Source organism: Rhodococcus sp. USK13 (assembly GCF_018343855.1).
In the GTDB taxonomy this organism is placed as follows: domain Bacteria; phylum Actinomycetota; class Actinomycetes; order Mycobacteriales; family Mycobacteriaceae; genus Rhodococcus_F; species Rhodococcus_F oxybenzonivorans.
Map to the genome: position 1 here is coordinate 179,380 of NZ_CP069242.1, position 12,843 is coordinate 192,222.

The following is a 12,843-nucleotide window of genomic DNA, read 5'->3' on the forward strand; positions in this document are numbered from 1 at the left end:
GTGCCGATTGTCGGGAATTTACCCCGCTGACACCGGGCGAATGTACCTTTCGGCGCTTCCACCGCGCCGAAAGGTACATGCGTCCTATGTGCCGCGCTGTTCCGCGTACTCCGCCATCAATCGCTTCTCCTCCTCCCGGTGCGGATAGAAGAAGAACACCACCACAGCGCCCGCGCCCACCACCAGGATTGCGGCGAGGTACGCCTTGGTGTCCCCGTCGAGAAAGGCGTTGCGCGCGGCAGCGATGATCTGGTCCGCGTATTGGGGATACCGTTCGGCTAGCACTTCTGCACTGGAATACGATTTCGTGAGCGCCGCTTGCGTTTCGGGCGTCACCTGACTCGCATCAGGCGATGCCGCGATCGCCGACGACAGCGACTTGGCGTACCCGGCGGTGAGTACCGCGCCGAGGATCGACTGCATGATCGCACCGCCGAGGTCACGCTGAAGGTCGGAGGTGCCGGACGCCATCCCCGCGCGCGACACCGGTACCGATCCGGTGAGCGAACGCGACGCCGGTGTGCCCGCGAACCCGACTCCGATTCCGACGAACGCGTACGCCACCCCCACCTCGAGGTAATGGGCGTTCTCGTTCCACAACAGCAGCGCGACGAGTAACCCGAGGACCACGAACAGGTATCCGAGCAGGAGGGTGAAGCGCGCACCACGCGATTCGACGAGTTTCGCCGAACGAGGCGCGACGATCACCATCGCGACCGCCGCCGGAATGATCGCAGATCCCGCAGCCAGCGTGGAGTACCCGAGCACATTCTGCAGGAACTGCTGCCCGATGAACATGGCCCCCATCAGCGCACCGAACACGATCACCCCGCCCACGGCGGCGACCCAGAATGTGGGCCTCGCGGCCACATGGAGGTCGAACAACGGGTGCGCCGCGCGGCGCTGCTGCAGGAAGAACGCCGCACCGGCCGCCAAGGCGATCACGCCCAGCCCGATGGCCGTCGCCCCGGCACCGTCGACCGGGGCAAAGTTGATCGCGAGGATGAGTGCAGCGATGAAGACCACCGAAATGACACCGCCGAGGTTGTCGACCGGGTCGGTGGTCTCGTTGACGTGAGCGGGCACCCAGACGGCGGCGCAGACGAGAGCGAGACCGGCGAGAGGCAGCGTCACGAAAAACACCGAGCCCCAGTGAAAGTGCTCGAGGAGCGCGCCCGACACGATCGGCCCGAGCGACGAGATCGCCCCGCCGAGAGCCGACCACAGTGCGATGGCCTTGGTGCGCGGTGGACCCGACCACAGGGCCGTGATGATGGCCAGCGTGGTGGGGAAGGCGAGGCCCGCGGAGATCCCTCCGAGAACGCGTGCGAGAAACAGTATTTCGACACTGCCCGCGAACCCGGCAATCGCCGACGCCGGCAACGACAGCGCCATTCCGAGCACCAGCATCTGCTTGCGCCCGTATCGGTCGCCGAGCGCACCGAGATAGAGCACCGAGGCCGCCAGACCCAAGGAGTACGCCACCGCGACCAGGTTCAGCTGGGTTTGGCTCGCATCGAAGGCGCGACCGATGTCGGGCAACGCGACATTGGCCACCGAAAGATTCAAGTTCGCCACGGCGGCAACGAGTATCAGTGTCGCCAGGATAAGCGTTGCCCGGGCCGGGGCCCGTGTCGATGCGGTTCTGGTCACCGGTCAGCTCCTCGGTTGTCTTCACTCGTCGTTGTACAGTCGGTCGCCTCGGCGGGCCCGAGCGGCCCGGTCCCGGGCGCAGATCTATCAATCAGAGAGGCACCGAGTGGGAAGAGGAGAACCGTGATGGCACCCGCAGCGACGAGCACCGACGCATTCGCCGCGGTCATGTCACCCGATTCGACGGCTACCCCGGTGACGGCCACGATCACGGGCAGCCCGGTGCCGGCGATCAGCGCCACGAACGCTACGAGGACACCGGGTTCGGACGCCACCGCGGTCTGCGCATGTACGACGCCGGTGGCACCGAGCAGCAGCACCACCTCGGGCACCAGCTTGCGAGGCACCAACCCGGCGAACAGCGGGGCCACCACCGCGCAACCAATTATCCAGAAAAGCGAGGCACCGAGTGAAGGCATGCACCACCCCGTCTCTTCCTGCATTTCATCCGACACGCTCTCGACGAGCCTCGCAGAGGCCGGGCCTGCCGACATCACCCGTCGTGGATGATGCGCACCCTGCCGCCTGCCGCGAGCATCGACATCAGAACATCCCCGGCACAGGGAAAGACATAACGAATACAGCTGCTGACGTCGGACCGGTCGCGTTCCTGTTCCTCACGTTCCCTGGTGACCGCGCCGACCCCGCGGTGATCGAGTCGTTCCGAGAGCTCGTCGAGCAGGGCACCGTCACCATCCTCGACCTCGTCTTCCTCGCCAAGTCGCAGGACGGGACGCTGCGGCAGGTGGAGGTGGGCGAAGAGCTCGACAACGTCGGACTCGCCGCATTGTCCATCGAAGCTAAGGCGCTCATCAGCGGCGACGACCTCGTGTCGCGTATTCAGGAACTCGCGCGCTTGAAGGATGCCTGCGTTCTCACCGATGAAGAGTTCGCCGCAGCGAAGGCGAAATTACTGGGCTCGTGAGCCCGGCCGCTACCGCGGCACGGGAATCTTCGGCGCTTCTGCCTCGGCGAACGCACGTCGGGTGTGCCTGACCAGTTCGCGAACTGCAGGACTCGCAGCGCTTTTCCACACCAGTGCCAGCACCGCCGGGATCTCGACGTCGTCGAGGACGAGCGCCGTCAGCCCATCGAAGGCGGCGGCCATCGATTCGCTGAGGATCGCGACCCCGAGTCCGCGGAGCGCGAGATCCGCGACGGTGTCCGGGGCACTGGCCTGCAATGCGATACCGGGCCGGATATCCGACGCGGCACACGCCTGGTCGAACACGGTCCGGATTCCTGTTCCGGCGGCCATACATACGATCGCATGGTCGCAGAGTTCGGCCAGGGCCACGCTGGTTCGACCCGCGAGTGGGTGATTCGGCGGCACGGCCGCCACCAACCGTTCGCAAATGATCGGGAACGCCTCGAGCCCGTCGGGCGGTGCGGTGGCCGTGCCGACGAGTGCCAGGTCGATGTCGCCGCCACGGACTCGGTCGACAAGCTGATCGGAGCTCTCTTCGAGAAGGGTGATCTCGACGCCGGGATGCGCGTCGTGGAACGTCGCCAACGCGTCGAACAGACCGGTGACGGTACAGGCGGTGACCATGCCGACCACCAGGCGTCCACGAACCAGCTGGTTCACGGCGTCGACGGCGTCGCGCACCGCAGCGGCGGCGGCCAGTGCCTCCCTCGCATGGATGAGCGCGGCCTCTCCCGACGCCGTCAACGTGGCCGTCCGAGTCGAGCGGTCGATGAGCGTGGTCCCGAGGTCGTGCTCGAGTTGGCGGATCTGCGCGCTGATACCCGACTGACTGATGTGCACACGCAACGCGGCCCGCGTGAAATTGGCCTCTTCCGCCACGGCTACGAAGTACTCGAGCTGACGCAGTTCCATAACCTCTGATTCTAGAAGTGAGCAGAACTATCTGTTGGACTTCCGCTCCCTCGGGAACGACGCTGGGATTACTTCGAACGATCCGAACAAGAGGACTGCTGTGTACGAGAAGGCCATGAAACCCGAGGACCTGACCCGCCTGTTCGTCGAGCGGAGCAACGTCGGCGACGCAGCCGGAGTCGCGGCACTGTACGAGGAGAACGCCGTCATGGCCTATCCACCCGGAAGTCGGACCGTCGGCCGCGAGGCGATCCGGCAGTTGTGGGAATCCGTCCTCGCCCATGCGCCGCACTTCGAGCCGGAAACTCCCCTACCCACCCTCATCAGCGAGGACATCGCTCTCACCGCCACCCCACCCAAAGATGGTTCGGGGGCGCGCGCCCAAGTAGTGCGTCGCCAGCCCGACGGGTCGTGGCTTCGCCTGCTCGACCAGCCGGAGTTCGTGCCGCCGACCGCCTGACGCCGCCTCGAGTGCGACCGCAGACACGAGAAACCCCCTCACCACTGTGGTGAGGGGGTTTCTGTTGTGCGCCCGAAGGGATTCGAACCCCTAACCTCTTGATCCGTAGTCAAGTGCTCTATCCGTTGAGCTACGGGCGCAAGTCTTCAGTTATAGCTGTACCGGCCAACTAGCACCGGCGTGGCGGAGGCGAGAGGATTTGAACCTCCGGTCCCTCGTAAAAGGGACAACTCATTAGCAGTGAGTCCCATTCGGCCGCTCTGGCACGCCTCCCTGGGGTGGTTCCGATCCCTTCGGACCGCCGGAGCGAAAGATTACACACCTTTCCACGACAAGACAAAACGGCTGGTCAGAGCGGCGGACGGGCTATCTCAGGTTGCTGTCGAACCAGTCGAAGATTCTGCGTTGAGCGTCGACGATGTTCTCGACGCCGGGGGCGTCGTCCTGCCCGTCAGGCACCTGGAGTGGTTCGTCCGCCCGGTGCGCGAGTCCGGCGTAGCTGACGACGAGGGCCGCGACCGATGCCTTTCCCGTCGCGTCCCGCAGCTGCTCGACGTGCTCCGGCGGGGTGGACGGATCGTCCTCGCCATACAGACCGAGCCACGGAGCCTGCAGCAACGGCGCCGCGTCGATGAGGGCAGGGGCATCGTCAGACAACGGCTCGACGATGCCGCGGGCGGAGACACTGACAGCGGCTCCGATCGGGCGGTTGGTGGCGACGAGCAGCGCGGCAGTACCGGCGTCGTCGAAACCGAGAACCCCGACACAATCGGAGAGGACTCCGCGGCTCGTCAGCCAGTGCACGGTGGCGTCGAAGTCGGCGAACAGCGACTCGCCGAAGACCTCGGTTGCACTGTGCGCGGGACGACCGTGGAAGAGGTGCGGGGCCGCCGCCACCCACCCTTCCTCGGCCAGTGAGCGCATCAAGTCGAGGAGCGGCTCGCTGAACACACGCGACTCGTGCAGCACCACAATCGCGCCACGTGCGGGGCCGTCCGGCTCTGCCACGGTGAGTGGAACCCGCGCCTGCGGATCGGCCGGTGCGCCGCCGACCGCCTGCAGGACCGCGGTGTCCCTGAAGATTCCCGACATGTCCCCACCTTGGCACGGACTGGCCGTCGACGCACCGGATCGGAGGCGCATAATCGCCTGGTGACTCCGCGAACAAGGGCAGACCTCGACACGATCCCGGCCTACGTACCCGGCAAGAACTTTCCGGGTGCGATCAAGCTGGCGAGCAACGAGACCACTCTCGGTCCGCTGCCGAGTGTCCGGGACGCCATCGCGGCAGCAGCGGGCAACGCGAACAGGTATCCGGACAACGGTCACGTGGCCTTGATCGAGGCGCTGGCAGGCCACCTCGGCGTCCCCACCGACAACATCGCCGCAGGCAATGGTTCGGTCAGCCTGTGCCAGGAACTCGTCCAGGTCACCTGCCAGGATGGTGACGAGGTGATCTTCGCGTGGCGCTCCTTCGAGGCGTACCCCGTGGTGACCCAGGTAGCCGGCGCCGTTCCCGTGACGGTTCCGCTGACCGCCGACTTCGGTCACGACCTCGACGCCATGGCGGCCGCCGTCACCGACCGCACGCGGCTGATCTTCGTCTGCAACCCGAACAACCCGACGGGTAACGCCCTCACGAAGGCCGAACTCGAACGGTTCCTCGACGCCGTCCCCGATCGTGTCGTCGTGGCACTCGACGAGGCCTACTTCGAGTACAACAGGTCCGACGCGGACGGCATCGAGCTGTTTCGTGGACGGCCGAACGTCGTCGTGCTGCGCACTTTCTCGAAGGCCTACGGGCTGGCGGGTCTCCGCGTGGGTTACGCCGTGGCCGATCCGACGATCGTCACCGCGCTCGGCAAGGTTCACATCGCTTTCGCCGTCAACACCGTCGCCCAGGCCGCCGCCATCGCATCGTTGGCCGCCGCCGACGAATTGCTCGCCCGCACCGAGAGCGTCGTCGCCGAACGGAACCGCGTCCGCGACGCCCTCCTCGACGCCGGATACGACGTGCCGGAGTCTGCGGCCAACTTCGTCTATCTTCCGCTGGGAACCGAATCCCGACCGTTCGGCGCTGCCAGCGCAGAAGCGGGTGTTCTGCTTCGGCCTTACGGCGACGACGGGGTACGGATCACTATCGGCGACCCCCAGGAAAACGACGCATTCCTTGCCTTCGCGACGAGCGCAGAGACCCGCTCGATCGCGAAGGTCGGTGTTCGCGCGTAAGTCCTGAGATGTAAACGTTACCTGCAGGTATAGCTCCCGTGATTCCCCCTTGGCAGACTCAGTGCGGTTTGCCGAAGGGAGCCACCCACAATGCGCCATCGCGTCGCGGTACGGAGCGCTGTCGTGGCCGCCGCGGTGTCGTTGACACTCGCCACCTCCGTGACCGTCGGCCTTCCCGACGTGCAGGCGCAGGAGCCGCCGGTGTCGTTGCGCTTCCTCGCCTTCAACGACCTGCACGGCAGTCTCACACCTCCCCTCGGCGTTCGTAGTGAGGTGAAGCAGGCGGACGGGTCACGGGTGCCCGCGGGCGGCGCCGCGTATCTCGCGGCATACGTCGATCAACTGCGTGGTCAATCCCCGCACTCGTTGCTGTACTCGGTGGGCGACAACTGGGGATCGTCAGCTCTCGAGTCAGCTGCTTTTCACGACGAGCCGACGGTGCAACTGCTCAACCGGATGGGCGTCGACGCCTCCGCCATCGGCAATCACGAGCTCGACGAGGGGTACGCCGAGTTCCTGCGACTCCAGCGCGGCGGCTGTCACCCCATGGACGGTTGCCGTTTCGACGACACGTTCGAGGGCGCCGATTTCCCGCTGTTGGCTGCGAACCTGCAGTTCGAGGACGGCGCACCCGCGACGTTGCCTTTCGCGGTGAACTACGTCGAGGGCATCCCGATAGGGGTGATCGCGACGATGCCCGCCGATACCGCACACATGGTGACGTCGGGCGGTGCGGACGGGCTCCGGTTCACCGACGAGCTCGCGGCCGTGAACCGGACGGCAGACTTACTCGACTTCTTCGGGGTGCGGGCCGTCGCCCTCCTCATGCACCGAGAGACCGAAGTCGACCAGGACAATCGGCCGGACGAGTGCGACGTGGAATCCCGCCGCACCCACGACGTGGCCTTGCGCGCCTCCCCGAAGGTGGACGTCATCTTCACGGCCGACGGGCACCAGCAGTACAACTGCACCTTTCCCGACCCGGCCGGAAACCCGCGGGTGCTGATGCAGGGCGCCTCGCACGGCCGTATCGTCTCGGTGGTCGATGTGGCGATCGACCGCACCACCCGCGACCTCCTGCGGGATCGCACGTCCTCGTTCAATCAGGTGGTCACGCACGACATACCTCCCGACCCCGACACTGGGCTGCTTGTCGACCGAGCGGGAGAACGGGCGGGCGAGGTCAGCCGAACGTGGGTGGCGTCGATGCAGCACGACCTCACCCGGGAGACGACGGACAGCGGCGAGTCTGCGATGGGCAACGCTGTGGCCGATGCCCAGCTGGCCGCCGGAACAGCGTTCGGCGCTCAGGTTGCACTCACCAATCCCGGCGGTCTCCGCGCAGACCTGGTCGGAGACGCCGTCACCTATGGTCAGGTGTATGCCGTCCAGCCCTTCGGTAACTCGCTCGAGGTTCTGACCCTTCCGGGCGCCACCCTCCGCAGCGTGCTCGAGCAACAGTTCCAGCCCCGTGGAGATGGCAGCGTCACCGAGCGAATCCTGTCGCCGTCGAGTTCGCTGACGTACACGATGGACCGGTCGGCGACTGTCGGCAACCGCATCTCGGATATCCGCGTGAACGGAGAACCGGTGTCGCCGGAGGGTGTCTACCGTGTCGCGGTCAACAGGTTCCTCGCCGACGGCGGGGACGGGTTCGATGCCTTCCGCACCCACACGGAGGCTGTCCACGCGGGTTGCGATCTCGACGCCTTCATCACCTACCTCGGCGCGGACTCGCCCGTGTCACCTCCGAGAACCGATCGGATCGCGGTGGTCGGCCGCCCCTGATCAGATGCCGAGCGCGCCCCTGAGCACGGGCCACGACGTGCGGAGCTCGTCCTGCCAGTACGGCCACGAATGCGTGCCCGAGTTGCGGTAGACGAAGGTGGCGGGAATGGCGAGCGCGTTCAGCCGCTGCTGGAACGTCTGGGTGCAGAGGTTCGCCGCCGCTTCGAGGGGCCCGCCGACCGCGATGGTCGAGGCCAGGTCTCCCCCTGTCGCCATCTCGTACGGTCCGGGAAGGCCGTTGCCCGTCGAGATGTAAATCTGCTTGCCGCGCAGGGCTTCGGCATTGACCGTCGGGTCGTGGGCCGCCCAGGCCGGGTCGAAGTCCGGTCCCCACATGTTGGCCGGATTTCCGCCCTTGAAAGCGACCGTGCCGCGGACCGAATCACGTGAACTGGGCTGAGTGTTGTCGAGGCAGCCGCTGTAGGCGGCGAGACCACGGTAGAGGTGCGGGTGGCGGGTCATGAGGTTGGCCGCACCCATGGCACCCATGGACACGCCGGCAACTGCGTTGGTTCCGTTTCCGCTGAACTGGGCATCGATGATCGGCGGCAGTTCGTCGGCGAGGAAGGTTTCCCACTTGTTGACGCCGAGGGTGGGGTCCGGCAGATGCCAGTCGGTGTAGTAGCTCGCGGTGCCGCCCACCGGCAGGACCACGTTCACCTTCTTGTCGGCGAAGAACTGGACCACGTCCGTCTTCTGCGTCCAGGTACTTTCCCGGAAGTCGGACTCGGCGCCCGCGCTCACCCCGTCGAGCAGATACAGCGACGGGCGCGCAGCGCCACCGGCCGGATGCAGCACCTGCACCTGAATCACCCGGTTCATGGCGGGCGAGTTCACGAAGATCGCACTGCGGGTAGGGGTGATCTTCACAATTTTGTCGACACTCGCAGCACTGCTCGCCCGGGGGGCCGCCGGAGAAGGCGTCGGATCGGCCGTAGCAGTGAACGCCGGCCCAGACAGAGTCAGTGACACTGCCACTCCGACAGCAGCGAATGCTAGGCGACGCATAAAGAAATCCCTCTTCCCGGACCGTGTGAATCCCGATTGCACAGTACAAAGTGCGGCCGGTCAAGCAGAGCTTAAAGGTTTTGTGATTGCTGTGTGATTCGGGTGCGTGCGCTTGTGGCCAGACCGATATGAGAGTGAGGGGAACCGATTGCGGGATCGCTGCGTCCAACCTCGTGAGCAGGCACTGACGCCGAGCTGACCGCATGGGGGAGGAACTCGATGGTCGACCAGGCCGCACGCCACGAACTGCGTGCCCGCAACGAAGAATTGCGCCACCAGATCGATTCGATGCTCGACGCTGTGCGACGGCAGGCCGACAGCCTGGCCCGGGCCAAGTCCGAGGTCGAGCGCACGAGGGGCTCGGGTACCTCGGGCAACGGAGTGGTCCGGGTCTGCGTCGATGCCGGCGGAAACGTGACGGCGGTCGAACTGTCGCCGGACGCGTTCAAGCGCACCAGCCCCGAGGCGCTGGCGTCCTCGATGGCAGAAGCGGCACGTCTGGCCGTGGCGGACGTACGCGAGCGAACTGCCCAGGTCCTGGCACCCGTATTCGACGCCCGCGCCGACCTGCCTACCCTCTCCGAACTGATGCCGGATGCTCCGCGCCCGGGTGACCCGCCGCCTTCCGCCGACGAACCCGGATGGAACGCCACGATCCTGCGCGGAGCGGACCGATGAGTCGAGCACTGTGGGTCGACCCTCACCATCTCCGGACCGTGGCGCCACGTTTCGATGCGCTCGCGGACACAGCCGACGCCCTGCTGACCGAGTTGACGAGCACGCTCGACGCCGAAGGAACTGCGTGGGGCTCCGACGAGGGTGGGACGGCATTCGCCCGGCACTACGTTCCCGGGGCGGAGTCAGCGGTCCACGCCGCCTTGTCTCTCGTCGCGCTTTTCTCCGCGATCGGTGACGGGATGCGAGCGACGGCCGAATCCTTCGAAGCAACGGATACGCGGTTCTCCCGGCGACTGGGCGAGGCCTTCTGATGGGCATCGAACTCCCCGAAGTCGTGAAGCCGGTGGCCTGGCTGGCGTCCGGTTCCCGTTGGCCCGCGGCCGACGAGACGTCACTGCGCCGACTCGCCGACGCCTGGTGCACAGCCTCCACGGGGCTGAAGAACCTCGCGGCGGACGGTGACGCCGCACTGCGCGACGCGTTGTCCGCCGTCGAGGGCGACGTCGCCACTGCCATGTCGCAGCACTGGCAGAAGTACGGTGGAGACGCTGGCGCCCTCCACGATCTCGCGGCCCTGTGCGAGAACCTGTCCGCGATGTGCGAGTCGACGGCGACCAACGTCGAATACGCGAAACTGTCGATCATTGCGGCACTGGCCATATTGCTGGCGGAGCTCGTGGCGATGGCCGCCGCAGCGGTACCGACGCTCGGCGTGAGCGCTGCAGGTGCAATGGCGGCGGAAGCCGCAACGCAGGTCACCATCCGCATGATCATTCGGGATCTGATCATTGCGGTTCTCGAACAAGCCGCAGTCGCTGCAGCACAGAGCGTCGCGGTCGACAGCGGAATCCAGGCACTGCAGATCGTGACCGGTGGTCGAAACGGATTAGACGTCGGCATGCTCACGAACTCACTGATCACGGGAGCCACCGACGGCGCCACCAGCGCACTGTTCGGCGAGTTCGGGATCGAGGTGCACGAGCCCGCGACCGACCGGTGATCGGGTCGACTCGTGGCGACATCAGCACCGTGTGACCCATTGCACAACGCGTTAGCCGCGACTAACGTATTGGACGTGCTCGACCAGTTGGAAGTTGCAGCCGAGCCAACCCGGAGACGCTTGATGCATCTGCTGACATCTGGGGAACAGACCGTCAACACGCTTGCGGCGCACTTTTCCGCGAGCCGGTCGGCCATTTCTCAGCATCTTCGGGTGCTCATGGACGCGGGGCTGGTCACCGCACGTAAAGACGGACGTTTCAGGTACTACCGGCTCGATCCACAGGGCCTTGCCCAACTCCGCACGCTGTTCGATTCGTTCTGGATCGACGAACTCGACCGGCTCGTCGCGGACGCCACCGAGGAAGCAGCTTCCAAAGGAGACCGCTGATGCCATTCGACAAAACCGTTGTCGTTCCGCTCGACCCGGACGCCACCTTCGCACTCGTCACCGAGCCCGAACGGTTACGCAGGTGGCAGACGGTCGCGGCGCGGGTCGATCTCCGAACGGGCGGCGGATACCGCTGGACCGTCGTGCCCGGACACTCGGCCGCAGGAACATTCCAGGAAGTCGACCCCGGCCGGCGAATTGTCTTCACGTGGGGTTGGGAAGAGAGCGAAGACCTTCCGCCCGGCACCTCGACCGTCACCGTGACCCTCACTCCTACCGCAGGCGGAACCGAGGTGCGACTGGTTCACGAAGGACTGAGCGACGAACAGGCAGCCCGCCACGCCGAGGGCTGGACCCACTATCTCGATCGCCTCGCCGCAGCCGCCGTCGTGGGCGACGCCGGACCCGACGAATGGGCGGCGCTCCCGCAGCCTCTCGACGAATTGTCGAGCGCAGAGGCAACTCTGGCGGTCGTGCAGCGGGCGCTACGCGATCTCACTGCCGACGACATGTCCGCCCAGACGGTGTGTACCGAGTTCACCGTCGCGCAGCTCGCCGACCACCTCGCCGGATCGATCACGACCATCGGCTCCGCCGCCGGTCCGAAGATCGACGACGAACCGGGAAAGCCGGTAGAAACCAGGATCGCCGACGAAGCCCAACAGGCATTGGAAGCGTGGCGGCGCCGCGGACTTGACGGGACCGTGATCATCGGGGGGAACACAGTCCCGGCACCTATCGCCGTAGGAATATTGTCCATCGAATTCTTGGTGCACGCCTGGGATTTCGCAGCAGCCGTCGACCGGAATGTCACCGTCGATCCTGCACTCTCCGAGTACGTACTCGGACTGGCACACACCATCATCCGGCCGGAAGCCCGGGGTGCCGTCGGATTCGCCGACCCGGTACCTGCCGAACACACCGCCGACCCCTTCGAGCGTTTGATCGCCTTCACCGGTCGCCCACTCCCGACGGCCTGATCTCCTCACCGAAAGGAACCGCCATGCCGATCAAAACGAAATACCCGCAAGGAACCCCGAACTGGGTGGATCTCCAAACCAGTGATCAGGACGCGGCCAAGAAGTTCTATGCTGAACTGCTCGGCTGGGAATACGACGACCGGCCGATGCCCGAAGGCCCCGTCTACTCGATGGCCACCGTGCGCGGCGAGAACGTCGCCGCCATCGCGCCACTACAGCCCGACGCGGCCGCGGCCGGGGCGCCGGCGAATTGGAACACCTACATCGCCGTCGACGACGTCGACGCGACGCTCGCGAAGGTCCCCGGCGCAGGCGGCCAGGTTCTGATGCCGGCGTTCGACGTGGGGGAAGCGGGCCGCATGTCGTTCGTCACCGACCCCACCGGGGCTGCAGTCGGATTGTGGCAGGCGAACAAGCACATCGGCGCCGGCCTCGTCGGAGACCCGGGGGCCTGCCTCTGGAACGAACTGAACACCACCGACGTCGACACGGCGGTCCGCTTCTACAACAGCATCCTCGGGACCACCACCACACAGATGTCCATGGGACCCGACTACACCTACACCCTGTTCCACGTCGGTGACGATCAGGTCGGCGGCGCCGGTGCACCGCTCCATCCGAATACGCCGAACCATTGGCGCGTGTATTTCGCAGTGGAGGACGTCGACGCCAGCGCCGCAAAAGTGGTCGAACTCGGCGGCGCGATCGTCGAAGAGGCCATGGACATTCCGACGGTCGGACGGATGGCCGGAGTCGCCGACCCCCAGGGCGCCGTCTTCAGCATCATGACCCCCGAAGAGCGCCCGGAACAGTAGAT

At 66.0% G+C, this 12,843-nt stretch carries 15 protein-coding genes and 2 tRNA genes; 10 read left to right on the forward strand and 7 right to left on the reverse strand.

Annotation, left to right across the window (positions count from 1 at the left end; genetic code table 11):
• Positions 1-84: 84 nt before the first annotated feature.
• Complete coding sequence (locus JQT59_RS03575; RefSeq protein ID WP_213574604.1) at positions 85-1,653, reverse strand: MFS transporter; 1,569 nt, start codon at positions 1,651-1,653, stop codon at positions 85-87.
• The gene (locus JQT59_RS38275) at positions 1,650-2,072 is read right to left on the reverse strand and encodes a hypothetical protein (protein ID WP_502939776.1); all 423 of its coding nucleotides are present in this window, start codon (positions 2,070-2,072) and stop codon (positions 1,650-1,652) included. Before JQT59_RS38275 ends, JQT59_RS03575 begins: the two co-directional genes overlap by 4 nt.
• 83 nt (positions 2,073-2,155) lie before the next feature.
• On the opposite strand from JQT59_RS38275, the gene JQT59_RS03585 reads away from it, so the two are divergent.
• On the forward strand, positions 2,156-2,578 hold the full coding sequence (locus JQT59_RS03585) for an SHOCT domain-containing protein (RefSeq protein ID WP_213574606.1): 423 nt from the start codon (positions 2,156-2,158) through the stop codon (positions 2,576-2,578).
• A gap of 9 nt (positions 2,579-2,587) precedes the next feature.
• Here JQT59_RS03585 and JQT59_RS03590 read toward each other — a convergent pair whose 3' ends face one another.
• The gene (locus JQT59_RS03590; protein WP_213574608.1) at positions 2,588-3,493 is read right to left on the reverse strand and encodes a LysR family transcriptional regulator; all 906 of its coding nucleotides are present in this window, start codon (positions 3,491-3,493) and stop codon (positions 2,588-2,590) included.
• Between the two features lie 115 nt (positions 3,494-3,608).
• On the opposite strand from JQT59_RS03590, the gene JQT59_RS03595 reads away from it, so the two are divergent.
• Complete coding sequence (locus JQT59_RS03595) at positions 3,609-3,953, forward strand: YybH family protein (RefSeq protein ID WP_213574610.1); 345 nt, start codon at positions 3,609-3,611, stop codon at positions 3,951-3,953.
• A 67-nt stretch (positions 3,954-4,020) separates the two neighbouring features.
• On the opposite strand, the gene JQT59_RS03600 is transcribed toward JQT59_RS03595, so the two are convergent.
• The 3 genes from JQT59_RS03600 to JQT59_RS03610 form a co-directional block, all read right to left on the reverse strand.
• Positions 4,021-4,093, reverse strand: a tRNA-Arg gene (locus JQT59_RS03600).
• A gap of 41 nt (positions 4,094-4,134) precedes the next feature.
• Positions 4,135-4,226: transfer RNA gene (locus tag JQT59_RS03605), tRNA-Ser, on the reverse strand.
• A 93-nt stretch (positions 4,227-4,319) separates the two neighbouring features.
• A complete protein-coding gene (locus tag JQT59_RS03610) occupies positions 4,320-5,045 on the reverse strand; it encodes a dienelactone hydrolase family protein (RefSeq protein WP_213574612.1) in 726 nt (241 codons plus the stop codon).
• Between the two features lie 60 nt (positions 5,046-5,105).
• Between JQT59_RS03610 and hisC the strand changes: the two genes are divergently transcribed.
• Together hisC and JQT59_RS03620 are read left to right on the forward strand one after the other, a co-directional pair.
• Positions 5,106-6,182, forward strand: coding sequence for a histidinol-phosphate transaminase (hisC, locus tag JQT59_RS03615; RefSeq protein WP_213574614.1), 1,077 nt, complete (start codon positions 5,106-5,108; stop codon positions 6,180-6,182).
• A 90-nt stretch (positions 6,183-6,272) separates the two neighbouring features.
• Entirely contained in the window at positions 6,273-7,970 is a 1,698-nt protein-coding gene (locus JQT59_RS03620; protein WP_213574616.1) for a bifunctional metallophosphatase/5'-nucleotidase, read from the forward strand.
• Here the strand turns inward: JQT59_RS03620 and JQT59_RS03625 are convergent, their stop codons facing one another.
• The gene (locus tag JQT59_RS03625) at positions 7,971-8,978 is read right to left on the reverse strand and encodes an alpha/beta hydrolase (protein WP_213574618.1); all 1,008 of its coding nucleotides are present in this window, start codon (positions 8,976-8,978) and stop codon (positions 7,971-7,973) included. It lies immediately after the preceding gene.
• Positions 8,979-9,197: 219 nt separating this feature from the next.
• Here JQT59_RS03625 and JQT59_RS03630 point away from each other — a divergent pair, with 219 nt between their 5' ends.
• From JQT59_RS03630 to JQT59_RS03655, 6 genes are all read left to right on the forward strand, one after another.
• Complete coding sequence (locus tag JQT59_RS03630) at positions 9,198-9,656, forward strand: YbaB/EbfC family nucleoid-associated protein (protein ID WP_213574621.1); 459 nt, start codon at positions 9,198-9,200, stop codon at positions 9,654-9,656.
• The gene (locus JQT59_RS03635) at positions 9,653-9,967 is read left to right on the forward strand and encodes a WXG100 family type VII secretion target (protein WP_213574623.1); all 315 of its coding nucleotides are present in this window, start codon (positions 9,653-9,655) and stop codon (positions 9,965-9,967) included. The genes JQT59_RS03630 and JQT59_RS03635 overlap by 4 nt, the downstream gene beginning before the upstream one ends.
• Complete coding sequence (locus tag JQT59_RS03640; RefSeq protein WP_213574624.1) at positions 9,967-10,656, forward strand: WXG100-like domain-containing protein; 690 nt, start codon at positions 9,967-9,969, stop codon at positions 10,654-10,656. Before JQT59_RS03635 ends, JQT59_RS03640 begins: the two co-directional genes overlap by 1 nt.
• A 75-nt stretch (positions 10,657-10,731) precedes the next feature.
• Positions 10,732-11,046 carry an ArsR/SmtB family transcription factor gene (locus JQT59_RS38280; RefSeq protein ID WP_236603354.1) on the forward strand — a complete coding sequence of 105 codons (315 nt, stop codon included), beginning with the start codon at positions 10,732-10,734 and terminating at the stop codon, positions 11,044-11,046.
• A complete protein-coding gene (locus JQT59_RS03650; protein WP_213574626.1) occupies positions 11,046-12,026 on the forward strand; it encodes a TIGR03086 family metal-binding protein in 981 nt (326 codons plus the stop codon). Before JQT59_RS38280 ends, JQT59_RS03650 begins: the two co-directional genes overlap by 1 nt.
• A 23-nt stretch (positions 12,027-12,049) precedes the next feature.
• Positions 12,050-12,841, forward strand: a complete 792-nt coding sequence (locus tag JQT59_RS03655; RefSeq protein ID WP_213574628.1) for a VOC family protein — start codon at positions 12,050-12,052, stop codon at positions 12,839-12,841.
• Positions 12,842-12,843 lie beyond the last annotated feature (2 nt).